19 protein-coding genes and 2 tRNA genes are annotated in these 24354 nt (G+C 47.6%); 10 read left to right on the plus strand and 11 right to left on the minus strand.

Features of this window, described 5'->3' with window-relative positions; genetic code table 11:
* Positions 1-25 precede the first annotated feature (25 nt).
* Positions 26-1270: a hypothetical protein gene (locus CMM32_01760; GenBank protein MBT05633.1), complete on the plus strand. Its 1245-nt coding sequence runs from the start codon at positions 26-28 to the stop codon at positions 1268-1270.
* Positions 1271-1288: 18 nt separating this feature from the next.
* The gene (locus CMM32_01765; protein MBT05634.1) at positions 1289-4411 is read left to right on the plus strand and encodes a hypothetical protein; all 3123 of its coding nucleotides are present in this window, start codon (positions 1289-1291) and stop codon (positions 4409-4411) included.
* Here the strand turns inward: CMM32_01765 and CMM32_01770 are convergent.
* From CMM32_01770 to CMM32_01785, 4 genes are all read right to left on the minus strand, one after another.
* A complete protein-coding gene (locus tag CMM32_01770) occupies positions 4358-5743 on the minus strand; it encodes a potassium transporter TrkH (protein ID MBT05635.1) in 1386 nt (461 codons plus the stop codon). The genes CMM32_01765 and CMM32_01770 overlap by 54 nt on opposite strands.
* 140 nt (positions 5744-5883) lie before the next feature.
* Positions 5884-6516 carry a GTP cyclohydrolase I FolE gene (gene folE, locus CMM32_01775; GenBank protein ID MBT05636.1) on the minus strand — a complete coding sequence of 211 codons (633 nt, stop codon included), beginning with the start codon at positions 6514-6516 and terminating at the stop codon, positions 5884-5886.
* Between the two features lie 51 nt (positions 6517-6567).
* Entirely contained in the window at positions 6568-6960 is a 393-nt protein-coding gene (locus tag CMM32_01780) for a Co2+/Mg2+ efflux protein ApaG (GenBank protein MBT05637.1), read from the minus strand.
* 129 nt (positions 6961-7089) lie between these two features.
* The gene (locus CMM32_01785) at positions 7090-8040 is read right to left on the minus strand and encodes a radical SAM protein (protein MBT05638.1); all 951 of its coding nucleotides are present in this window, start codon (positions 8038-8040) and stop codon (positions 7090-7092) included.
* 129 nt (positions 8041-8169) lie between these two features.
* Here CMM32_01785 and CMM32_01790 point away from each other — a divergent pair.
* Together CMM32_01790 and hisS are read left to right on the plus strand one after the other, a co-directional pair.
* Positions 8170-8243 (plus strand) — tRNA-Gly (locus CMM32_01790).
* A 117-nt stretch (positions 8244-8360) separates the two neighbouring features.
* Positions 8361-9677: a histidine--tRNA ligase gene (gene hisS, locus CMM32_01795; GenBank protein ID MBT05639.1), complete on the plus strand. Its 1317-nt coding sequence runs from the start codon at positions 8361-8363 to the stop codon at positions 9675-9677.
* A 45-nt stretch (positions 9678-9722) separates the two neighbouring features.
* Here hisS and CMM32_01800 read toward each other — a convergent pair whose 3' ends face one another.
* The 4 genes from CMM32_01800 to CMM32_01815 all read right to left on the minus strand — a co-directional run bounded on the left by CMM32_01800 (position 9723) and on the right by CMM32_01815 (position 13349).
* The gene (locus CMM32_01800) at positions 9723-10439 is read right to left on the minus strand and encodes an NAD-dependent deacetylase (GenBank protein ID MBT05640.1); all 717 of its coding nucleotides are present in this window, start codon (positions 10437-10439) and stop codon (positions 9723-9725) included.
* 262 nt (positions 10440-10701) lie between these two features.
* The gene (locus tag CMM32_01805; protein ID MBT05641.1) at positions 10702-11913 is read right to left on the minus strand and encodes a formyl-CoA transferase; all 1212 of its coding nucleotides are present in this window, start codon (positions 11911-11913) and stop codon (positions 10702-10704) included.
* A gap of 102 nt (positions 11914-12015) precedes the next feature.
* Positions 12016-13215: an acyl-CoA dehydrogenase gene (locus CMM32_01810; protein ID MBT05642.1), complete on the minus strand. Its 1200-nt coding sequence runs from the start codon at positions 13213-13215 to the stop codon at positions 12016-12018.
* A 56-nt stretch (positions 13216-13271) separates the two neighbouring features.
* Positions 13272-13349 (minus strand) — tRNA-Arg (locus CMM32_01815).
* A 489-nt stretch (positions 13350-13838) separates the two neighbouring features.
* Here CMM32_01815 and CMM32_01820 point away from each other — a divergent pair.
* A complete protein-coding gene (locus tag CMM32_01820) occupies positions 13839-15053 on the plus strand; it encodes a hypothetical protein (protein MBT05643.1) in 1215 nt (404 codons plus the stop codon).
* The gene (locus tag CMM32_01825; protein MBT05644.1) at positions 15028-15570 is read left to right on the plus strand and encodes a hypothetical protein; all 543 of its coding nucleotides are present in this window, start codon (positions 15028-15030) and stop codon (positions 15568-15570) included. Before CMM32_01820 ends, CMM32_01825 begins: the two co-directional genes overlap by 26 nt.
* Before the next feature lie 65 nt (positions 15571-15635).
* Here CMM32_01825 and CMM32_01830 read toward each other — a convergent pair whose 3' ends face one another.
* Positions 15636-16490 (minus strand): pantoate--beta-alanine ligase, encoded by an 855-nt coding sequence (locus tag CMM32_01830; GenBank protein MBT05645.1) that lies wholly within the window; start codon positions 16488-16490, stop codon positions 15636-15638.
* Positions 16491-16639: 149 nt separating this feature from the next.
* On the opposite strand from CMM32_01830, the gene ggt reads away from it, so the two are divergent.
* Positions 16640-18403 (plus strand): gamma-glutamyltransferase, encoded by a 1764-nt coding sequence (gene ggt, locus CMM32_01835; protein MBT05646.1) that lies wholly within the window; start codon positions 16640-16642, stop codon positions 18401-18403.
* A 59-nt stretch (positions 18404-18462) separates the two neighbouring features.
* A complete protein-coding gene (locus CMM32_01840; GenBank protein ID MBT05647.1) occupies positions 18463-18882 on the plus strand; it encodes a heat-shock protein Hsp20 in 420 nt (139 codons plus the stop codon).
* Positions 18883-18908: 26 nt separating this feature from the next.
* Here the strand turns inward: CMM32_01840 and CMM32_01845 are convergent, their stop codons facing one another.
* Together CMM32_01845 and CMM32_01850 are read right to left on the minus strand one after the other, a co-directional pair.
* A complete protein-coding gene (locus CMM32_01845; GenBank protein ID MBT05648.1) occupies positions 18909-20642 on the minus strand; it encodes a hypothetical protein in 1734 nt (577 codons plus the stop codon).
* Positions 20643-20681: 39 nt separating this feature from the next.
* Positions 20682-21386 carry a DNA-binding response regulator gene (locus CMM32_01850; protein ID MBT05649.1) on the minus strand — a complete coding sequence of 235 codons (705 nt, stop codon included), beginning with the start codon at positions 21384-21386 and terminating at the stop codon, positions 20682-20684.
* A gap of 271 nt (positions 21387-21657) precedes the next feature.
* On the opposite strand from CMM32_01850, the gene CMM32_01855 reads away from it, so the two are divergent.
* A complete protein-coding gene (locus CMM32_01855; GenBank protein ID MBT05650.1) occupies positions 21658-22620 on the plus strand; it encodes a methylmalonyl Co-A mutase-associated GTPase MeaB in 963 nt (320 codons plus the stop codon).
* Positions 22620-24335 carry a methylmalonyl-CoA mutase gene (locus CMM32_01860; GenBank protein ID MBT05651.1) on the plus strand — a complete coding sequence of 572 codons (1716 nt, stop codon included), beginning with the start codon at positions 22620-22622 and terminating at the stop codon, positions 24333-24335. The genes CMM32_01855 and CMM32_01860 overlap by 1 nt, the downstream gene beginning before the upstream one ends.
* Positions 24336-24354 lie beyond the last annotated feature (19 nt).

The raw sequence follows: 24354 nt of genomic DNA on the forward strand, positions 1-24354 counted from the left end.
TTAATGTAGGAACAAATTTGGGGGAGTGGATAGGCCAGTGCCCTATAAAAAGTTATTAATCCCTCTGGGTATTCTCTTGTTATCTATCCTGACAGCAGGGATGCTCAAGGCGACGAAGCAGGACGCAAGTATCAGTAGCCATGAACAGCGAGCCTGGTCCGTAGACGTTGTTCCAGTGAAGATAGAGGATGTTCGGCCACGTCTGCGCCTTTATGGAGAAGTTGTTGCTGGCCGGCAAATAAATGTGCGGTCCTTATCTATGGGCGTTGTTGCTTCTGTGGGGGCTAACTTTGTGGATGGCGCCAGTGTAAGGGAGGGAGAGAAACTCCTATTCGTAGATTCTTTTACCCATAGTCGTAGGCTTTCCGAGCAAAAAGCTCTATTGGCCGAGGCCAGGGCCCGCAATGGTGAATTGTCTGCTGCTCAGAAATCTATTGCACTTCTTCTCGAAGAAGACAGGAGGCAGCTAGATATAATAGAGCGTGATTTTAGGCGGTATGAGCAACTTAAGACTGGTATAGTTTCAGAACAAACAATGGACGAGAAGCGTTTGGCTGTCAGCAGGGCAAGGGAAAGCTTCTTAGCGCGGGATCAGCAATTACTCTCAATAGGTGCGCAAATTGACCAGCAGAAGGCAATTATTGATAGGTATCGTGCTGCTATGGAGCGCGCAGAGGAAGACTTAAAGGATACTAAAGTCTTTGCTCCTTTTGATGGTTACTTAACCGATATAAGGGCCGCTGAAGGGATGCATTTGAATATAGGGGATCCATTAGCCAAGCTCATTGATGCAGAACGTCTGGAAGTAAAGGTATTTTTAAGCAACGCTCAGTTTGGCAGAGCTTTTTCTGNGTCGCCTATTTTCTTACCTTTGAAGGTAACGTGGAATGTTGGGGGTACAGAATTTATATTCGATGCGGTTGTTGATCGAATGGAGAGCCAAATTAATAGTTCGCTTGGGGGGGTGCATGTTTATGGTCGCCTCAGCGGAGAAGCTTCGGAAGGCTTGCTGAGACCCGGAGCGGTAGTAAATATCTTGGCCCAAGATCGGCTCTACGAACAAGTCGCACGGTTACCTGAAGGAGTTTTGCACAATGATGGAACAGTGTATGTTGTTGCCGGAGGGCGCTTGAATAGAAGAAGTGTAACTTTGGTGGGCCGTGACGATAATCATGTGCTTGTTCAAGGCGAATTAGTGGAGGGNGAACTTGTAGCAGTAACTCGCTTTGATGGTACCATGGACGGGCTTGCGGTCAAGATGCAACCCTAGTATGCGAGGGGTAGCCGAGTGCTTAAACGCTTTGTAGTTCATCCAACCGCGGCTCACCTGTTGATGGTTATTATGTTAGCTGCGGGATTGTTGTCGTTGACCCGCATGAATACCCAATTTTTCCCGGATTTTGGCATTGATATTGTCACAGTATCGGTGGTTTGGTCGGGAGCCAGCGCTGAGGATATGGAAAACAATGTTGTGAAAGCCTTAGAGGCTGAGGTGCGTTTTCTTGACGGTGTTGCCAAGGTGACCTCTTCGGCTCGGGAGGGATGGGCAGGAGTGTATGTGGAGTACGAGGCGGGTGCTGATATGCAAGCGGCTTTGGGGGCCGTAGAAAGTGCGGTCTCCAAGGTAACTACTCTACCAGAAGGCTCTGAACGTCCAGTTATTACCCAAGTAGTGCGCTATGACACTATCAGTCGTTTAGTGCTGTATGGGCCATTTTCCGAGGNTGAGCTTAAGCGGCAGGCCAGGCGAGTTAGGGATGATTTGCTAGCGATTGGCATTGACAAAGTAACTATTTTCCCTTCGCGCTCTGAAGAGATTCATGTAGACGTAGATCCATCTACTTTAATAGGGCTCGGAATGACCCTAGGTGAAATAGCCGTTCAAATTGGAGCAGATAGCCAAGATTTGCCATCGGGGGATACTAAGGGGCTTTCAGACCGCCAGCTTAGGGGTGTAGGGCTCAGAGAAAGCGTTTCCGATCTAGAAAGTCTTAAGGTTACGACAAGGACAGGAAGTAAAAAGGTTTACCTAGGCGATATAGCATCGCTAAGGAATGCGATGGAACCCGGCCCAAGCTTAGTTTTCGATGGTCTTCCTGCGGTCGAACTGCATATTCAACGAGTAGTTGGTCAGGATGCGTTGCTATTGGCGGATAAGGTTAGCGAGTACGTGGACGNGCTCTCTTCCAAATTTCCGGAGGNCTTAAGGGTATTGCAGTTTGACGTTGCCGCTGACTTGATTCGAGAACGCATAAGCTTGCTCCTTAGAAATGGCGTGGGCGGCTTAATTTTGGTTCTTGGTATTCTGTTTGTTTTCTTGAATTCCCGGGTTGCCTTCTGGATNGCTGTCGGTATCCCTATAGCTGTTTTAGGTTCACTAGCCATCATGCTGGTAACGGGCCAAACCATAAATATGGTTAGCTTGTTTGCGATGATCATGATGATTGGGATCGTCGTTGACGACGCCATCGTTGTTGGAGAACANGCATTGGTGAAATATTCTTCCGGTCTTCAACCTTCAGATGCTGCGGTAGCTGGTGCACAATATATGATGAAGCCCGTTGTCTCTGCTAGCCTAACCACTATAGCTGCTTTTCTACCAGTGATGATGATTTCAGGTATTATAGGGGAGATAATAGTAGCCATCCCGCTAGTTGTGGTTGCGGTTCTCCTTGCTAGTTTAGTGGAATGTTTTTTAATACTGCCTGGTCATATGCGTACGGCCTTTAGTATGGGACGCCAACACGTCTCGAGTTTTAGACAACGTTTTGATAAACTATACGTGCAGTTCCGGGACACGCATTTTCGTCAGATGGTAGAAGCCGCTATCAAGTGGAGATATACTACTCTGAGTTGTGTTTTCGGCTCCCTTATAGTTGTTATTGGTCTAATGTTAGGCGGGAGGGTTCAGTTCGTTTTTTTTCCTTCGCCGGAAAGCGATATCATCTATTGTAACTTTTCATTCGCCCCGGGGACACCTCGCGAAAAATCTGAAGAGATGGTTGCTGAACTTTCGCGCGCGCTTTCGGAAGTTCAGGAAGGTTTTGGTGAGGAAGAAGGGTTGGTGCGAGTTGCATTGGGTATCGTAGGGTCTCCTGTAGGTAGCTTCGCTCAGTGGAATAAGGCGTGGGGAGACCATATGGGAGGTATGATGGTCGAATTAGCCCCATCTGAAAATCGAAATACCCGGACAGGAACAGTTATAGAGACGTGGAGGTCCAATATCCAAGAGGTTCAGGGTATTGATGGTATTACTATCCGTGCCCGTCAGGGGGGGCCACCCGGGAGAGATTTAGACATCCGACTGTATGGAGGTGAAGCACGTGCACTAAAACAGGCGGCTCTTGAAACAAGAGAGTTAATCAAGAGATTTGAGGGTGTACGCGATATCGCTGATGATCTGCCGTGGGGTAAGCAAGAATTAGTTTTTTCGGTCAACGACTATGGGAGATTTTTAGGTTTTACCACACAAGCGGTGGCGACCCAGGTTCGTGATGCCTTTGATGGGCGAGTTGCCCATCGTTTTGTTAAACACGGAGAGGAAGTAAAAGTTCGAGTGCAATTCCCACGCACAGTTATATCTTCCGCGCGGTTACGTGAACTTTACATACAGAGTGAAGAGGGTTTGCGAGTGCCTCTTTCGGAGGTTGTCGCTATACAGAACAGTCAAGGGTTTGCCATGATAAGGCGCGAAAACTTGGTTCGGGAAGTAGCCGTTACAGCTGAGGTGGACGAAGACATCATTAATCCGACGGAATTAGTTGCGAGATTAAGTGAGGAGGGCCTGACAGAGATAGCGGAGCGCTATGATGTAGATTATAGGTTTGCTGGTAAGGCAGAAGAGCAGGGAGATACTTTGTCAGATATGGGGGTTGGAGCCCTTGTGGGGTTGATCTCGATTTATATTGTTTTGGCCTGGGTTTTTGCGAGTTATTTTCGGCCGCTCGTAGTTATGTCGATAATTCCCTTCGCGGTTGTTGGGGCAGTGTTTGGGCATTGGTTACTCGCCTATGATTTAACAATTCTTAGCTTGGTTGGGCTCCTAGGACTTTCTGGAATCGTAGTTAATGGTTCTATAATTCTAGTGACGTCGATCAATGACCGACTAAAGCAGGGGCAAGCTTTTGATGATGCTATAGTGGGTGGGGCGTGTGATCGACTTAGAGCTGTAGTTTTGACTTCATTAACAACTATAGGGGGTTTGTTGCCACTTTTATCGGAAACTAGTCTTCAGGCACAATTTTTGAAGCCTATGGCTCTGACCATTGTTTCTGGTTTGGCCGCAACAACAATACTTGTGTTGTTTGTTGTTCCAGCATTAATTGCTATCCAGGCAGATTTTACGAAAGTTTTTGGNTTAGCTTCTCCAAAATCGCGGCAGGAACAACAGCAGTATGGTAAAGAGTTCTAGTCGGCCAAGAAGCATAGCTGCAGATAGGATCCATTTGGCCGAATCTTCCATCTGGGCGTAATTGCTTGCCGGGCCTACTATTGGTCCGAGGCCCGGTCCAACATTGGAGATGGCAGTGGCAGCAGCGCTTACACTAGTTAAAAAATCGTAACCATGAAGGCTAAGTAGTAGGGTCGTGCAAATAAAGCTAAGAATGAACACGAAGAAGAAAGCTTTTACTGCGTTAACCACGGAATCTGGGATAGGTTCGCCGTTGAAGCGAGGGGAAGTTATCATGTGTGGCCGAACAAAATGTGAGAGCTCTGAGGTGATATTTCCAAACAATACTTGAAATCTAAATACTTTGATGCCCCCAGTAGTGCTTCCTGTACAACCTCCCACAAACATGAGGAAGAATAGTATGGTTACGGGGAAGCTTCCCCAGTTGTCAAATGGTGTCGTGGTAAACCCCGTTCCCGTAATTATGGATGTGGTGGAGAATGTTGCGTAGCGGATAGCCGCTGAGAATGGCGCATCCAGTTGGTGGACTATCCAGGCCGTTACTAAAGCGGCTGCTACTAGACAAATCCCAATAAAACATTGAACTTGGCTATCGCGCAGTACCGCAAGGGGCTGCCCGCGTGCGGCTTGCAGATAAAGCATAAACGGCAAGCCTCCAACCAACATTCCCGCTATAATGATCCAATCTATCGCAGGGCTATTGAATGATCCGATAGATCCATCCGATGTGGAGAACCCGCCTGTGGCAATTGTGGCCATCGCATGACAGATGGAATCAAAGGGTTTCATGCCAGCGACCCAGAGGGCTATTGCCCATATTAGAGTCAAAGTGGCATAGGTAATAGCGATCCATGCTGCAGTGGGTGCTGCCCTTGGCAAGAGTTTTTTAGAGTGATTAGACAGCTCTGTGCGAAAGATCTGCATCCCGCCTACGCTTAGGACAGGTAGCACAGCTATTGCCATCACGATGATACCTATTCCACCCAGCCATTGGAGAATTGCGCGCCAGAGTAATATCCCGACGGGAGCGTTATCGAGGTTAGTAAGTGTTGTAGAGCCTGTTGTGGTAAGGCCAGACATTGACTCGAAAAACGCACTAGCAAAGCCTAATTCTGGCATTGATAGGAGGATGGGAAGGCTTGCGTATGCTGTTACAATTATCCAACTGACGGAGGTTAAAATAAATGCCTCTTTAACTCCGACAACCAGGGAACCTCCTCGGGCTCCCAGCACTAAAGCCATTCCACTAAAAAGGGTCATGGCTGTTGAAATTAGGAAGTAGGGCCATNCCTGGCCGTCAGAGGCTGCATCAGCAATAGCTGGTATCGCCATGGATATGGATAGAATTACGAGTAGAAGGCCAACCACGAAGAAGGTAGAGCGGATATTAGCCANAGTATACCTATAATCTCAAACTTCCCTGATGTGGGGACCCCGTTAAAAATCTACTTCTCCGGAGCCTTTTCATTTTTTTATAAGTCCTTGTGAGTGGGGTTCCCAATCATATTCAAAAACTCCCGCCTCGTCCGGGCGTCAGATCTAAAGTCACCAGTCATACGGCTTGTTACCATGCTTACTCCAGTTTTGTGAACTCCTCGGGTAGTCATGCATTCATGGGAGGCTTCTATAACCACTGCGACACCTTTAGGTCTCAGCACTTCATCAATTGTATCCGCAATTTGGACAGTTAACTTCTCCTGGATCTGCATTCTACGGGCGTATATGTCGACAATGCGGGCTAGCTTGCTGATACCTATAACCCGACGGCTCGGGAGGTAGGCAACATGGGCACGTCCAATGATGGGTAAAATATGGTGTTCGCAGTGTGATTCAAATCGTATGCCCCGTAAGACGACCATCTCATCATACCCCTCATCCTCGTCGAAGGTGCGGCGCAAAATCTCTTTTGGATCCTCACCATACCCAGAGAATAGTTCGCGGTATGCTCGGGCAACCCTTGAAGGTGTTCCCAATAACCCTTCCCGGGCTGGATCCTCCCCGACCCAGCGCATAAGGACGCGAACCGCTTCCTCAGCTTCTTCGCGAGTGGCGGTTGGTTCTCCCGGAGTTCTTGTGGACCTCTTGTGGGTATCTGACCTGTTCATGGGAGCGAAATTTCCATTCTTTAGCAGTAAGTTTGTAAGTGGCAGAGAAGCCTAGTGTAGTCTTTTGGGGGTGTATGGACTATCCAAGGAAAAGGCGGGAACTGCAGCATCAAAGCTCTCACCTTCCGACGTTACCATTTCGTAGCTACCTACCATNATTCCTGAAGGTGTTCCGAGAGGGGTGCCGCTGGTGTACTCATAAGACTCCCCGGGGTTTAGCACAGGCTGCTCGCCCACTACTCCTTCACCTCTAACTTCTTGTTGTTGCCCATACCCATCTGTAATTTTCCAGTACCGATTACGAAGCTGGACTGTCTCAGCACCTTGGTTCTCAATCTTTATTTGGTAGGCAAACACATAGTGCTCGTCTTCAGGCGACGACCGTTCATCCAAAAAGAAGGATTTTACAGTTATTCGAATCGACCTGGTGGTCTCCTCGTACATATATTTTCTTTCCTCGCTATAGGAGGGATAGCCCTCACTAGACTTATCGAACTTGAGTTTAGACTAGATACAACGCATTGGAATTTTGTTTACGATGAAATCAGTTAATTAAATTAATATAGCCGGTTGTCAACCATTTGAACAAGTCGCGCCGCCAAGAACACAGAATTGCGCACAAAATGGGTGATTCAAAGCGATGGTTTTACTGCCTCTAGCCAAATCCGAGCCTAATTCAAAGTGTCGATCTTGGGTTATGAGGGTGCACGCAACTACAGTTGGCTTATTCGTGTTTTTTCGTCTAATCACCATCCGAGAATTCGAACACATCAACTGATCCTGTTCCACATTCAGATTACTCAAGCAGGCGGTGCTTATTTCTTGTGTTGGTTTTGATAAATCCATTTCCGGGAAGAGGACCAGCTTCTCTGGGTCTTGTGCATTGACATGAATGGAGTGAGCAGCAAACAACTTAGCATATCCAAGGCGGCTTTGTTCTTCTGTTTCAAGGGTAGTGCGTCTTCCCGCAACTCGGCATTCAAACCCTTGATTTAACAACCAAATTAAGCCGCTGATGGATGCTTCCCACGTGCCTATACCTCTTTCCATTTCATGTCTTTTCTTGTCATAATGGTCTATTGAAATCCTAAATACCAGATTATCGTGAAAATTTTGCCGCAGTTTTTCCAATGCGGATGTAGTTTTCATCATGGGCTTCATAGCATTAGTTAGCACTAGGACACGGAACTTTTTACTTAAGCAAAGCTCTAACATAGAAATTAGATCCGGGTTGATAAACGGCTCTCCGCCAGTAAATCCAATTTCGCGAGTAGGGAGGCCTAGGTCTTCGATTTCGTTAAGAAAAGTTTCCACTTCGTCAAGTTTAAGGAAGGATAAGTCATCATTAACTGGGCTCGATTCCATGAAGCAATTTGTGCAAGTCAAATTACAGATTGTGCCAGTATTGAACCAAAGTGTGCTAAGCTCAGATAGGGTCACCTGCGCACGTGGTTCTCCTTCCGCAGTGTACTCGGGGTTCACGAATTTATTATCAAAACATTCAGTTTTTAGAGTGTTTTTCATAGTCAGATTATGCAGGATCCTAGTTGAAAGATTAGCTTCAGTCCTACAGACAAGGGGGGTATCAAGCAATGTTTTCTTATGGCCACAGGATAATTTATAGGCTATTGGTTTGAATGTTTTGTCAAAAGAGCGGGCGTAGCTCAATGGCAGAGCAGAAGCTTCCCAAGCTTACGACGGGAGTTCGATTCTCCTCGCCCGCTCCAGTTCCGATGGCAACTTACACGGGTGTAGCTTTTCTTGCACNACTGGCTAAGTCTGCTTAACAAGTGTAGTTTATAGGCGCTTACGTTAGTACTAAGCTGTTAAAATGAGGTAACTGCGTGACGAGACCAACCTTGAAACCCCCCTCAGGCACGAGAGATTTTTTGCCTGGCGAGGCAAAATTCCGCTCCCAAGTTTTTTCGACTGTTAGAACAATTTTNGCTCGCCATGGCTTTGAACCTTTTGAAACGCCCGCCTTTGAAAGGTTGGAAACCTTATCAGGCAAGTACGGCGATGAGGGAGAGAAACTTATATATAAGATCNTAAAGCGCGGTGACAAAGCAGCCTCAGGAGAGGCGGATATGGCTCTTCGCTATGATCTTACGGTTCCGACGATGAGGCTTTTTTCGCATCGTAGGAATGAACTGCCGCGCATTGTAAAACGGTATCAAATAGGGCCTGTTTGGCGGGCGGACCGACCTGGGCGGGGTCGGTTCCGGGAATTTTGCCAGTGCGATGTGGACATTATAGGTGGTGGAGCTCCATTATCAGATATTGAGGTTCTTCTCACACTCAGCGATGCCCTGGAGGAACTGGGATTAGATGACTTCACAATTCGCTTAAATTCGCGCGGAGCGCTGCGTGGCCTAATGAAAGCATATTGCCTGCCGGTCGACTCCCATGCAGCAGTACTAACGGTGTTGGATAAGTTGGACAAAATTGGTGTTGAGGGAGTAGCGGAAGGCTTGCTTGAGTTGGACCCAGGTTTTGGCGCTATGAGCGATTTAGTGGCGGATATTAGAATGTCGAATCCTGAGTTGGCCTTGAGGTCACGTATACAAGGGACTGAAGAGGGCCGCGATGGTATAGCGCTTGTTGACTCTATTAGGGATAGAGTTGCCCCTCTTTTGGGCAGCCAGGCATCTATTATAGTGGACCCGTTCTTGGCGCGGGGCTTAGACTATTATACAGGTCCTATATTTGAGTTTGTTGCTAAAGGTGGCGTTGGCTCCATTGCTGGAGGTGGGCGCTACGACGATTTATCAAAGCTATTTATGAAGGAAGGTGTGCCAGTATGCGGTGGCTCACTCGGTATTGAGCGGATAATCCTGCTTTTATCGGATAAAGCCGCTAATAAACCCGCTGCCCGGTCTGGTTGTTACGTCACTGTTTGGGATGAGAGCAATGTAGAAGACGCTTTGGCGCTCTGTAGGCGTATACGTCGAAAAGGTTTGATTGCGGATATGGATGTTGAGGCCGGAAAGTTAGGTAGGCAGATGAAACTTGCTAATGAGCGAGGTTCGAGATTAGTTACAGTGCAGGGACCAGATGAGAAGGCGGTGGGGGAAATCACTATCAAGGATATGGAGTCTGGAGAACAACGAACCGTACCAGAGGAAACCGTTGTGGCTGTAATAGAAGACCTTTTAAGATAGCCAGCCAATCCCGGACCCGACCTCCGTTATTTGTATGTAACTCAGTTAAGGCTGGGGTAAGGCCGAAAGGGTAGGGCCTATCTCAGCGTGAATGACTAGGTCAGCTAGTTGATCTAATTCTGTCGGTTCCCTGTTTATTATAACTAACTTGGCCCCCTCGGTTTTTGCGAAAACTGGGAGTGCTGCAGCAGGATATACAACCAGGGACGATCCCAAGACAATAAAAAGATCAGATGCCTTGGCGCTGGCTTCTGCCAGCTTCATTTCTCTTTCTGGCATAGGTTGCCCAAAAGAGATTGTCGCCGTCTTTACGATTCCACCACAGCTGATGCAGGTCGGTGGCTCATTATTTAATTTGAATTGTTCTCTAATTTTATCTAGCGAGTGATNTTGGTGACATGACAGGCAATTGGCGTAGGTTGCGTTGCCATGGAGCTCCACAATTTTACTTTGAGGGACACCTGACAGGTGGTGAAGGCCATCCACATTTTGTGTGATAATCAAGTGGACCTTATTTTGATCAACGAGTTTTGCGACCGCTATATGACCGGCATTAGGGCTAGCATTTGCCATGACAGAATCCACGGCAAACTTACGTTTCCATGATTCTTTGCGCGCTTCTTTAGATTGGATAAATTCTTGAAATGGGATGGGTTTGTTTTCAGTCCAAAGCCCACCAGGACTCCTAAAATCAGGAATTCCTGATTCCGTGCTAATGCCAGCTCCGGTAAAAATCACGGCACATTTGGACATTTGCAACATATCGCTGAGGCGGTCAATTTGTGACTTGTTAGAGTGCAAAAACTTCTCCCGATTAAACAAGTGATGGTTGGCGCTGTAGGTGCTGCCCGAGCGAATGTACACCGGATTGTGCACTGCCTGGCATAGAATGAGGCTTGGATACTGAATTTTAGCTGTCGCTATAAGACTTGTACCAAGGGGGTTAGGCTCAACCATTTTTCCTTCGGAAAAAAGTAGTACCCATGGAGCGCAGTTGGGTCCCCATCTTGTTTTGGTGGATTGGTTAGATAACTCCTTTTGCCCGGAGGTCTTTAATTTTGTCCGAATTATAACCCAATTTCTTAAGAATAAAGTCAGTATGCTCGCCAAGTTTTGGAGGCCTATTGAAGGGTGCGGCTTCTTCGCTCGTTTTATTACTAATATCTCCACGGCTATATTTTATTGGTAGCGGAGATACCGGGGCCGGTTTTTTTAATCCTGGATAGTCCAAAGGCTTGAGAAAATTCATATCGTTAACATGTTTATCGCGGATGGCTTCTTCTGGCGAAAGAATTGGCCCAGAGGGTATNCTGGCTTCTGCAAGCAGTTTTAGGCAATCTTCAGTAGAGCGTTGTTTGCACCATGTCTGAGTTCGTTCACAAATTTCATCACGGTTGTTACCGCGTTTCTCGTCCGTGTTATATTTTTCAGTATCTAGCCAAGAGCTTTCTCCCATAAGCTGGGCCCAACGTTCAAACAGGGGTTGGCCAATCACTTGTATCAAAATCCATCCATCGAGTGTTTTGAAGGCGTCAATTGGTGCGCCCACCTGTCCTCGATTCCCGGTGCCCACGCGATTTAGGTCCATAGTAGCCTGCTCGAGCAGGGCGGCATTATTAAATGAAATTGCTGTTCCAAATAGTGAAGTCTCCACTTTACAACCTTTGCCTGTAGCATCACGTTCGCGGAGCGCTGCCATTGTTCCCAGAGCAGAGTAGAGTGCCGTTCCAAAGTCTACATAAGGGGGATAAATTTTCTGTGGCTGATCAGGCCACCCAGATAAATACATGGCTCCCGACATCGCTTGCCCAATTCCGTCAAACCCTACTCTTTCGCTGTACGGGCCACCCGACCCGAAAGCGGAGTTGGTGGTAAGAATAATGTCAGGTTTTATCTGTTTTAAGGTTTCGTAATCAAGTNCCATCGAACTCAGCGTTTGAGGAGGAAGATTAGCCACAACGATATCGGCAGTTGCTACCAGCTCCCGCACGATTTTTCTGCCTTCCTCAGTCCGAGGATTAAGCGTGAGGCCGAGCTTATTACGTCCCATTTGCATGTATGTCGCGCCGCAGTCTCCTTCTGTGGAAATGGGAGCATAGAAACGATCTTCGCTACCTTCTACCTTTTCTATCCTGATAACCTCAGCACCAAAGTCGGCAAGAAGGGTGGCGCAATAGGGGCCTGCTATATATCGGCCAAAATCTAGAACCCTAATTCCTGCTAAAATGCCAGCCACTTTCTTCTCCTATACTATTTTTCAGTCAATAATTTAGGGACATTTGTTCCAGAGTTCCCCGTGCGGCAATGCTCCCCCAAAACGTACAGATGTGGACAACCTTCATACTAAGCGAAGGTCGGGCTCGTTTCCGAGTAAAAATGACCCCACAGTTTGGAAATGTGTTTGCCTTCCCTGAATTTGCTGAGAGATTGTATGGATGTCCCGGAAGCGTCTTTCGAAAGGGGAGCTCGAAAATATAGCTGTGGCGCCAGCATGGTCGTAGAGAGTATCGACAACGGTTTTGGCTTCATGAATGGCGTAAGTTGACGAAAGTCGAATACGCATCCTTTGATCGATAGAGAGGGTNCCGGAGGTGCAGACCGCCTCCCAGATTTCAGTGATTTCTTGCTTTAGGAATGCATGGGCGGCGGCCAGCCGGCCTTGGGAACGTCCAACATCAGCTTGAATGGCATTGTTGTCTCGGAGTTTATGTGTTTGGGCCCGCGGTATTTTCCCTGCAACAGTTTTAACGAAAGCTTCTAAAACTCCACGTGCCACGCCAAGAGCCGTCCCTGCGAAGCCTGTTGCATAGAGACTGGTGGCTGGGAAGGCGTAAAGTGGAGCTGAGCAGATACGGGTGGATTGGTCATCGCGAGCTAGAAGGTGGGTCCTTGGAACTAGTATGTCCTCAGCGGCAAAGTCATCGCTCCCTGTGCCTAGAAGGCCAATGACGTTCCATGTTTCGTATCGTTTGCCTTTATCCGAAGGGAACAGGAGCGTTCGTTGTAGGGGTTCTCCTGTGGTATCCAAGCGCGGTTGTCCATTTTCATCCAGTATATCTGCGAAGCCACCTAACCATCGCGCGTGCTTGCCTCCACTTACAAAGGACCAGCGCCCCGTCAGGAGAAAGCCATCTTTGACTGGTTTAGCTTGACCAGTTCCTGGCCCCCAAGCTAGGACCGAGTGGTTATCGTTTTTCCATATTTGAGTGGCTACGGCATCGGGGACAAACGCTGCAGCCATAGCGCAACCGTTGCCTTGGCATAGGCACCATGCGGTGCTAGCGTCCAANGCAGCTATTTCCTCGATGACAGCNAAGAAGGCAGGGGGACATACTTCAAGGCCGCCGAACTCTTTTGGAAGAAGCATTCGAAAAAGGGAGTAGTGATGCAGCGCATCTAGTAATTGGCCGGGTAATTGGCGGTCCCGTTCTATATTTTCTGAAGAGCTAAGAATTATTGGCCTTAGATTGGGGATACATTCCAGCAACTTGGCTGTTGTGGTTTTGGTGGAGNCTACTTCAGAATACCGATCGTTCATGCGTCATGTGTTTCCAGGAATCAATGCTCTATGCCATTACGGCCCGCTGGGTGAAGTGGCGCGCCCGGGAGGACTCGAACCCCCGACCCCTTGATTCGTAGTCAAGTACTCTAATCCAACTGAGCTACGGGCGCACTCTTACGAGCAATAGTTATCATCAACGTTTTCAATTGAAAACCAAAGAATTGAACCTTAACTGAAACAATCGTTGGTCCATCTGCACGGAAACGTTGCTCAAATTTCCTGAGTGATAGCTGCCTATTTGGGTCTATAACCTGATCTTAAGCGCCTCAGGCCCACTTCGGTGATGGGCAGGAAAATAGCTGTTATAAGGACCATAAACACCACAAAAAAATAATATAATGCGAAAATAGATCGAAAAAACAACTTTTAATGATGTTCTCCCCGAAATGCTAGTTGGTGGCAAGTTTCCTGATGAGGGGTGAGTTTAGGAGGAAAGTAGTCCACTTGGTCGCCGTTGAAATCCGACTTGTAGCAACTTTGGCCATTCTATAGTATTGGGTAGTGTGTCAGCTGCCCAAATGCGAGGCCCGTTGTAATTGGCTCGGCGCTGGCTAATTCGGCAGGATTGTTTCAATCGAACAAGAGGGTGATTAGAAAAGATGGCGAGGAAGATAGCGATCTTGACTGCGATAGGGGCGGCAATCTCTCTGGGTGGGTGTTCCGTAGTTGATGAAGGGTTATGGCCTGTGGTGATGGGGGAGGACCCTGAACCGATCAGGATCACTCGGACGCAGGAGGCACTGCCGGCAGCTAGTCCTGCAGTGCCAGCGGAGGAAATTCGAAGCGAAGTACCAATTGCTAGTACTCAGACTAGGGAAGTTGATGCATTACCGGGGGCACCAGAAGTAGTGCCATTGAGAACAATGCAGTCCCAGGCGGGTCCCGTAACGGGCACGTATGTGGGCAGTAAAATCAGCAGCCTTAGCGGCGAACTTAACGTGTTAAAAGCGACACTGAGCAATCAGAATAATGAGTTTCAGGCGTTGTTGAATACGACGACGCAAAACTCTCAACGCTATCATGCCATAATTGCAGCCATTAGTGCCCGCCTTCAGATTGGTACCACCCCAGGGAATCCGGTGCTCAATAGCCAATGGCAGAGTGCACAGGCAGAGTTGGACCGGGTGTTCCAGGATACTTCTCGGTTAAGTGAGCTTTCTAATCGTGTTGCGGCTAATTCGGCACTTGCAAATTATTTGGTAGAGGCAACCCGGGCTGCTTTCGGCATACAGGGTGCGGTGGACGAGGATCATAGGCAGCTGTCGGTATTGGAAGATGATGTGAGCAGGACTGTTGTTTCGATAGACCGTTTACTGAATGAAGTAAATGAGACTATAGCTCGGCAAAACAACTACGCGACAGCTGAGCGTCGGAATTTAACAGCTCTCGCCTTGGCTATTAGTAATGGTGAGGCCTTTGGCCCCAATTTGAGCACCTTCGCTTTTAACGAGGCTGTCCGTTTGGCNCATGCTCCATCGGGGCCGTCTGCTTCAGTTGCTGCTGGTCCAGGGGCGCGACTACCGCTAGTNGTAATACGGTTCGATCAACCTAATGTCGAATACCAGGGCGCCCTTTATGCAGCTGTCAGTCAAGCTATCGAACGCAGACCTTCTGCTTTGTTCGATGTAGTCGCTGTGACGCCGAATAGAGGGGGGCCAAGTGAGGTGGCCTCTAGCTCCGGTGCGGCAAAGAAGAGTGCGGAGAAGGTGATGAGGGCATTACTGGCTATGGGATTACCGGCAACCAGATTGAATTTAAGTTCGTCAACCAGCGAGCAAGCCCTGGCCAATGAGGTTCGGGTCTACATCAGGTGAGGTAGCCGTTCCAGAGAGACGACGATATAGATCACCGTTAGGCGTGGGATGTGGCAGGTTTGGTCGGTTGGCTGGACTGTTTAGGCTCGCTATCTGGTCGTTTATTTTGTGTGTTGTAGCGGGGGAGTTTTGGCCAGCTAAGGCCGTTGCTGCCAATGGGTTTGGCGAAGAACAAGAACTTCGGATACGGTCAGTGATTGGAGCCCAGTTAGAAGCGTTTCGGGCTGGGGATGCGGACAAAGCGTTTTCCTATGCCGCGCCAGCTATACGGGCGAAGTTTGAAACACCTTCTAAGTTCTTGTCCATGGTGCAGAAATATTATCCGGCAGTGTATAGTTCGCGAACTTCTGAATTTGTGAAGTTGACAGAAATAGAGGGTATCTGGATTCAAGGGGTAATAATTTCTGATGAGCAGGGTGGGGCCTGGTTTGCTCAGTACCCTATGGAGCTTCAGTCTGATGGCCGATGGTTAATTAATGGATGCATTGTGACGGCTTTGGGCGACCAAGCCTTATGAGTTTTGATGGTTTTGCGGCCTTATTTTCCCTTAGTGATAGTGTCCAAGAATATGGGCTTGGCGGCTCAGGAGTTGATGGGGGATACCGGCCAATTGTCTATTAGGCGTGTTTTGCCAATTTTTACTGCAGCCAGGAGGCGGGCAGGCTTTTGGACTTGTTTTATGATTTCTAGATCTTGAGCATCGCACAATTCTAGGTACTCCGGGGTCTCCCCTACCAGCGAAGCAAACTTGATAAAAGCGTTGTGCAGTTCTTGGTCGACTGGTATCCCATTACTCAACCGTCTTGCGCTGGCGGCTAATACAGCACTAATTTTGCTAGCGCGGGCGCGCTCGTCAGGGTTGAGATATACATTTCTTGACGACATAGCCAAGCCATCTTCTTCCCGGACAGTAGGGATGCCACAAATATCTACATCTATATTTAGGTCTTTTACCAGCCTTCGAATAATTTGAAGTTGTTGGTAATCTTTTTCTCCAAAAATGGCTATGTCGGGCATGCATTGTAAAAATAATTTGGTGCAAACAGTGGCTACCCCAGAGAAGTGACCGGGCCGTCCGATACCACAAAGCTTATTGGAAAAAGCGGGTATGTCGATAGTTGCAGAGAAACCAGAAGGATACATTTCTTCTTGTGCAGGCAGGAATACGAGATCAGCGCCACAGGCTTCTACTATTTCCAGGTCTCTTTTTTCTTGCCGGGGATAAGTTTCGAAGTCTTCGTTAGGCCCAAATTGTTTTGGATTAACGAAAATACTGACCACGGTTTTGTCAGATCGTGCTCTTCCGGCCTTGATCAAGGCCTGGTGGGCATCGTGCAGGTAGCCCATGGTAGGGACTAAGGCCGTGGTTTCCCCAACCATTTGCCAGGCTCTAACGGTTTCCCGTAATGTATCTATCGTTCGAACGATCTTCGCCATGGGTCAAGGAATCGTTGCTTGGGTTTTTAGGAAGTTGCCAAATTAAGTCCGACATTAGAATAGGTCAACTTTTTGCTTTTCTATATCCTGTTGAAGTGGTTTGTTTAGTTATGGCCATGCCAGCAATACAGAAAGATAAAATATTGAGGATGAGGCGGATAAGGAATAGATGGGTGTTTAAGAAACTCTCTGTGATGTGGGTTTTGGTGGGGATGTGTGGAGTTGGGTTGGCTGCTGAGGAGAGGCTTGCCCCAGAGCCAACAGGCGGGTCCTCAATGGGTGTGGTAAGCAGTGCCGAGAGAGAGTTAGTAGCCGCGGCCAATCCCTACGCGGCAAGGGCCGGGGCTAGGATTTTGGCTGACGGGGGTAGTGCGATTGACGCCGCAATCGCTGCTCAGCTGGTGCTAAATCTTGTGGAACCTCAATCTTCGGGTATCGGCGGCGGAGCGTTCTTGTTGTATTTTGACGTTGCTGCCAAATCCTTAGTTTCTTACGACGGGAGGGAAACGGCTCCCGCGGGAGCTACTCCTGGTATGTTTTTGCGAGCTGATGGAAGCGTTCCTGGATACATTGAGGCNCTGGAAGGTGGAAGAGGTGTCGGTGTGCCTGGGTTGCTGCGAATGTTGGAGATGGCACACGAAGCGTCGGGAAAGCTGCCCTGGTCTCACTTGTTTGAGCCTGCAGTTGAATTGGCTGATGGGGGTTTTACCGTTAGTGCGAGGCTCAACGCTCTTGTGTCCAAGGTGCCCACGTTGGCTCGTTCGGGTTCAGCGGCCGACTACTTCTTTGATGATGGTGGTTTAGCGAAGACGGCGGGAACTCAGCTGATAAATAAGAAGTTTGCTAAAACTCTGCGAATTATATCAGGTTCTGGCTCAAAAGGTTTTTATGAGGGCCCTATAGCAAACGACATAGTGGCAATGGTGCAGAATGACCCTATCAATCCGGGTAAAATAAGCCTTGATGATTTTGCCAGATATGAGGCAAAGCGGCGTTTGCCGGTTTGTCTAGGTTATAATGGGTTTGATGTGTGCGGTGTGGGGCCTCCAAGTTCCGGTGGTCTAGCTGTGTTGCAGATATTGGGTTTGGTTGAGCGCTTGCAGATAAAAGATCTAGAACGGTGGTCACCGGAAGCCGTTCACCTATTTATGGAGGCAAGCCGAATAGCTTTTGCTGACCGCAATCGTTATGTAGCGGACCCCGATTTTGTAGATGTTCCTGTATCGGGGCTTCTTGACGAGACTTATCTCAATGGCCGCGCCAAGCTCATTGATAGAACGAGGGTGGCTGCGGAAGTTTTNCCGGGCAGCCCTCCTGGATTGATNTCTAGCTTCGATGGAGATGATAATTCTTCGGAAAAAGTTTCTACTACTCATCTAAGTGTGGTTGATAGATGGGGCAATGTAGCGTCAATGACAAGTAGTATCGAATTTGCCTTTGGTTCGGCTATAATGGTGCGAGGCTTTTTATTAAATAATCAATTAACAGACTTTTCGTTTAACCCAATTCGTGATGGCAAGACTGTGGCTAATGGGGTATGGCCGGGCAAGCGTCCCCGCAGTTCGATGTCGCCAATGATAGTTTTTGATTCTGAGGGAGATCCACTTTTGGCTATTGGGTCACCTGGGGGTTCCCGGATCATATGCTATGTGGCAAAAGTATTAATCGATGTTTTAGGTTGGGGGACTAACATAGGGGCCGCTATTTCGGACGGAAACTTATGCAATCGTGGTGCGGTTAGCGAGATNGAATCCGGGAGTGCTTTTCTGGAAATGAAAGCTGTTTTAGAGGAAATGGGACATAATGTGAAAGTTGCAGACATGAACAGTGGGCTACATGGTATAATCCGAGTAGAGGGGGAATTGGTGGGTGCCGCNGATCCTAGGCGGGAGGGCTATGTTAGTGGACGTTGATCCCAGTGGGTTAAGCCCCACATTCGCTATGAATATTTTAGTTGGATGGGAAGTTTAGTATGGCCCGCTCCCGAATATTTGCTAGTCCGGCTCTAGTGGGTTTTGAAGCTATCGAGAGGATGTTGGAAGACCTTGAAAATATATCATCTGATGGGTATCCCCCCTACAATATTGAGCGTTTGTCTGAGACAGAGTTTTCAATAGCCCTTGCAGTGGCTGGGTTTGCGCGCAATGACCTGGATGTTAGGGTTGAGGGACACAGATTAGTGGTATCAGGGGACATCCAGGACGATCAACAACAAGAACGTGTTTTTCTCCATCAAGGAATTGCTGGCCGTCGGTTTATGAGATCATTCCTTCTTGCAGCTGGATTTGAGGTGGTGAGGTCGTGGTTGGCTAAAGGGATTTTACATATTGCAGTTGCCTGCCCGGTTCCCGATACAAAGCCGCGCAGAATTGATATTGAAACTAATGAATAGAGCTTGGATTAGCTTTCCAATGGTTGTTAAGGGGCTGCCGGAATCCGCACTCCAAAGCGGCTTCCACTAATATCGCCCTGGACGGTGTATTTATTTTCTGCCCAAACTGTACCATTGTGCCGCCGAACTATCTTCTTAGCAATGCTTAGGCCGAGGCCAGAGTGGTGTCCCAACTTATCGCCTTCTGGGCTTTGTGTAACAAATGGTTCAAATATTTTTTCGAGATTATCGTGAGGCACTCCGGGGCCTTGGTCGTCCACTAGAATTTGGACGTTACCATTCTGATGAGATAGACATATCAAAATCAGTCCATCCGGAGGACTGAAAGCTATGGAGTTATCTACTAAATTTTGGATTACACGCGCTAATTGCTGTTCATCTCCATACACCACTGATGCAGTTTTAGCCTCATTCTTGAAAACTAGTCGAGTTTTTCCAACTAAACCGGTTTCATTATATACTTGGGTGAGGGTGCTGAGGAGGTTATCGAGCTCCACCCTTTTGGTTAAAGCGTNGGCCAGCTCAGATTCGAGACGAGCATCGTCTAGGATCTCGCTTATGAGTCTGTCCATCCTGCTTATATCATCTGCCTGTCTTGCCAAATGTCTTCTGAAATCATTGTCGTCTCCATAGCGTTCTAATAATTCATTTGTGCTGCTGAGACTGGCCAAAGGGTTTTTAAGTTCGTGAGCAACATCGCCAGCAAATCGTTCAATGGCATTTATCCTTTCTGATAGGGAGTCTCCCATTTGGCGGAGTGCGACGCTAAGGTCACCTATTTCGTCACTACGGCTCGATAGATCAGGGATATTATGTTCGACAGTTGGCTTGCGGGTCACTTTTTCTGCACTTGCTGCAAGTTGTCGGATGGGATGTATGATAGATCTAGCCAAATAGAGTGATAGTAAGAGAGTGATCGATAGTGCGATTGTGGATAACCAGACTAATTCCATCCGAGCTTTTTGAACCTGCTGAGTAATATCGGATATGCTAGCTGTTAGTAATAGACAGCCTGTAAAGGGAGGGATAAGTGCGGCTTTAGCGGTTAATGTCTTGTAATCCGGATAGACCGTTCTTCTGGCCAACCTCTCCATAACCAGTAGCTTTGCTTCAAATTCCCATGGCAATACTGGGGAAGAAACATTTAGAATCCTATGCCCATCTTGCTTTTTGGATACAGGTGGTTCCAGGCTGCATTGTCCTTTGCTAGACAGCTCTGACGTGTTGGTTCCTCTGTTAAGGAACGATCCATCCAGGGGAGCTAGCCATATGCTAATAAGTTGCGAAATTTTGTCGAGAAATTGCTCAGGAAAAGGTTTATCCGATTTTTCAAGGTGTTTTGTAGAACTTTCTATTCCCGGGGGAGGCAACTCACTTAGCTCGATTGCTGGTGGTGGACTGGTGTTTGTATCCGCAATGAGTTTATTTGAGTGATCATATAAACGTAAGCGATTGGTAGTGCCCAACGCAGCCTCCTCCAGTAACAGCTCTAACCTTTTTGTATCAAGTATTTGATTGTCCTGGGCCTGTTCCGAAGCAACAATGCGCCCTAACAAGTAATCCATACTTAGGTTATCCGCTTTACTTTGCACATCGGATTGTAAGGTTTTAAGACGGTCTTGCATTAAAGCATGGCGATTTTGGTCTAGATAAAGAATGCCTCCTCCAATGATTGCCAATGCCACAATGTTAATTGCCAAGATCCGTCGGGTTAACTTAGAGAAAGCAATGGGCCAGGGGCCTATTTTTTCTTTTTGCATCAGCAAAGTCTCTTATTGATGGTCCTTTTCAGACCTCCGCTACGACCCGTCGCTATATTTGTAGCCGATTCCGTATAGCGTCTCGATATTAGAAAAATTGTTGTCAATTGCCTCAAACTTGCGCCTTATGCGTTTAATATGGCTGTCTATAGTTCTGTCGTTCACATAGGTTTCCCCATCAAAGGCAGCATCTAGAAGTTGGTCACGAGAGCGAACGTGACCTGGACGAGTGGCCAGGGAACTGAGGATGAGAAACTCGGTTACTGTTAAGGTGACAGGTTGGTTTTTCCAGGTGCAGGAGTGTTTAGCCTCATCTAACAATAAAGAGCCACGACGTATTTGCAGGCNAGTTTCCTCCGTGTCGGTGGTCTCCTNTAGAAGTTTAATACGTCGGACGAGTGCATTAATTCGCTGGATTAAGAGCCGGTTGGATGCGGGTTGGGTGATGTAATCGTCGGCACCCATTTGCAATCCCATCAGCTCATCTATTTCTTCATTTTTGGTGGTAAGAAAAATAACCGGGAGGTTGGATTTTTTACGGATCTGCCGGAGAAGTTCCATTCCATCCATTTTCGGCATCTTTATATCTAGAACAGCCACGTCAACGGGGTTAGCAGTCATTCCTGCTAAGGCCTGTTCCCCGTCGGAGTATGTTGAAACCATATACCCTTCATTTTCCAGAGCTTCGCTGACGGAAGTTAGAACATTCCGATCGTCATCTACGAGAGCTACTTTAGCCTTCATTTAAGATAATCCAGCGTGTATGGCACTTCTCAAAACTTTTTATTCTCATGGTTTTTTAATATAATATCATCCCAAAAATTTTGTTGTTTGAACAGACTCTAATTTGAGTTGTTATTGCTATTCCAGGCGTTACAGTGGGTTTTCCAAGAATATTGCGGCTACCTTTAGTATCTGAACTAATTCTAGTTCGTATTTCTGTACAAGTTCTTAGTGGCCTTCGGGAGGCCCTTTGAGGCTTATTTGCTGTCGGGGCTCGAGTGGGTGATCTTGCATGACTAATGTCGAAAATCTTATCGATTCGGTGTTGAAAAGGAACAAACGAGCTATAGCTCGTTTAATCACCTGGGCAGAAGGTGGAACCCCAGAACGGCGAGATACGCTAGCTCAGGTCTATATGAAAACGGGTCGGGCACATATTGTGGGGGTTACTGGAGTGCCGGGAAGCGGCAAATCAACCCTTGTCCGTCGTCTAGTAGAAGAATTTAGAGATAGAGGGAAGACTGTGGGAATAATAGCAGTTGACCCATCAAGCCCTTACTCTGGAGGGGCTATTCTTGGTGACCGAATACGAATGTTGGATGTTGCCTCTGATCCTGGTGTTTTTGTTCGCAGCATGGCCACAAGGGGAGCGTTGGGCGGATTGTCGAATGCCGCACTCGATGCTGTTGATGTTTTGGATGCGGCAGGCTTTGATTTGGTCATCATTGAAACAGTTGGCGTTGGTCAAGACGAAATCGATATTGTTCGTGGTTCCCATACAACCGTCGTTGTCTCAGCTCCGGGCTTAGGGGATGATATTCAGGCTATTAAGGCTGGGATATTGGAAATCGCAGACATTCATGTGGTTGGNAAAGCGGATAGGGAAGATGCTGCGAAGACAGTAGCGGAATTAAAACAAATGTTAACCCAAAGCCTAGGCGCTATCTATGAAAAAGACTGGGTGCCACCCGTGAGTCCAGTGAGCGCTATTTCTGGAGATGGTTTGGGGGAACTGGTGCAGCAAATACTAGAACACTCCAATCATTTGATCGAAAGTGATAAAATTAAGGAACGCACTCGAGAAATTACCGAATATCGTATACTTAGGATTGCAGAAAGTATGCTTCGCGGTAAATTTGCATCGGCGGAGCATATTGGGGTGCGAGAATTGGTTGATCAGGCTGTGCGGAGAGAGATTGCGCCCTTCGCCGCGGCGGCCGCAATTCTGAAAAGTATGAAAGAGATGGATTGGTGATGGGNNAAGAAGCTAGTGNTAATGGAANGGTTGGCCNNANGGCNGGNCTNTCNGGGTTAGAAGAGACNATNGCCGATTGGGAGTCNAATGAGNTNGCGCANGNGCTCAAGCGTCANCCCGAAANNAAAAAGAGTTATGAGACGGCTGCCGGNACCCCNTTGAAACGGGTNTATAGCCNNCTGGATGTNGANNGCANNCCGGAGAGTGANATCGGGTTGCCTGGTCGNTATCCNTTTACNCGCGGNCCATATCCAACCATGTANCGNGGNAGAAATTGGACCATGCGNCAGATNGCTGGATTTGGCACAGGTTCGGANACNAATGAAAGATANAANTTTTTACTTAAAACNGGNCAAACNGGGCTCTCTACNGATTTTGATATGCCGACNTTGATGGGTTACGATTCAGATCATCCGATGGCNCACGGGGAAGTTGGGCGCGAGGGNGTGGCAATNGACACTCTAGACGATATGGAGGCCCTNTTCGAAGANATTGANCTAACNTCCATATCGGTGTCNTTAACTATTAATCCGACAGCTTGGATTCTTTTCAGTATGTATATAGCTGTTGCCCAGGCTAGGGGTTACGATTTGAACGAACTCTCAGGAACGATACAGGCTGATATCCTAAAGGAGTATGTGGCTCAGAAGGAGTGGATCTACCCAATTAGGCCATCCGTAAGGTTAGTGAGAGATTGTATTATGTACGGCGCCCAGGAAATGAAGCGCTACAACCCCATTAATATTTCTGGCTACCATATTTCAGAAGCTGGGGCGACTGCTGTTCAGGAGGCTGCTTTCGCTATGGCGAATACCATCACCTATGTAGAAGAGGTTACCAGGGCAGGGCTTGATGTTGACTCTTTTGCACCCAGACTGTCGTTCTTTTTTGTTAGCCAGGCGGATTTTTTTGAAGAAGTAGCAAAATTTCGGGCTCTTCGCAGGGTGTATGCGAAACTTATGAAAAACAAATTTGGTGCTAAGAACCCTGAGTCCATGAGGCTACGCTTCCATACTCAGACAGCGGCGGCAACCCTAACCAAGCCGCAGCATACCGTTAATGTAGTGCGAACTACATTGCAGGCCTTGGCAGCAGTTTTAGGTGGAACTCAAAGTCTGCATACAAATGGAATGGATGAAGCTTTTACTATTCCAAGTGAAGAAGCTATGCAGTTGGCCCTGCGGACCCAGCAAGTTATTGCAGATGAGACCAACATAACTTCTGTTGTAGATCCCTTGGGTGGCTCTTATATGGTGGAGCATTTAACCACTAAAATGGAGGAGGATATTTTTGCCATTCTGGCGAAAATTGATGAAATGGGCGGAACCATAAAAGCGATCGAGGCGGGTTGGTTTCAAAAAGAAATTGCTGACTCAGCTTATGAATTTGCTCTAGCTAAGGCGAAAGGGGAGCGTCCAGTGATAGGGGTAAATAAATACGTACAGGAAAAGGAGGGTGAACCAGACATTCCGTTGCACCCTTATGATCCAGGGACAGAGGAACGTCAGATTGCTAGTTTGGTGGCCGTTCGTCAAAGGAGGGATAACGTTTTGGTTGAAAAGCTGTTGAACGATTTGGTTACACAAGCGGGTGACCCTTCTGTAAATCTTATTCCACTTACCATTGATTTAGTTAAGGCCCGCGCGTCTATGGGTGAGATAGTTGAAAAGCTAAAGGGTATTTGGGGTACTTATCGTGAACAGCCAGTAATTTGAGAAACTTTTAGAGAGCATT

The sequence above is a fragment of the Rhodospirillaceae bacterium genome (assembly GCA_002728255.1).
In the GTDB taxonomy this organism is placed as follows: domain Bacteria; phylum Pseudomonadota; class Alphaproteobacteria; order UBA7887; family UBA7887.

Bases quoted from the DNA above. Each gene is read 5' to 3' on its own strand.
- CMM32_01840 (MBT05647.1), top strand. From the start codon at position 18,463: ATGGCCCGCTCCCGAATATTTGCTAGTCCGGCTCTAGTGGGTTTTGAA.
- folE (MBT05636.1), bottom strand. From the start codon at position 6,516: ATGAACAGGTCAGATACCCACAAGAGGTCCACAAGAACTCCGGGAGAA.
- CMM32_01825 (MBT05644.1), top strand. From the start codon at position 15,028: ATGAGGTTCGGGTCTACATCAGGTGAGGTAGCCGTTCCAGAGAGACGA.
- CMM32_01830 (MBT05645.1), bottom strand. From the start codon at position 16,490: ATGGCGAAGATCGTTCGAACGATAGATACATTACGGGAAACCGTTAGA.
- CMM32_01785 (MBT05638.1), bottom strand. From the start codon at position 8,040: ATGAAAAACACTCTAAAAACTGAATGTTTTGATAATAAATTCGTGAAC.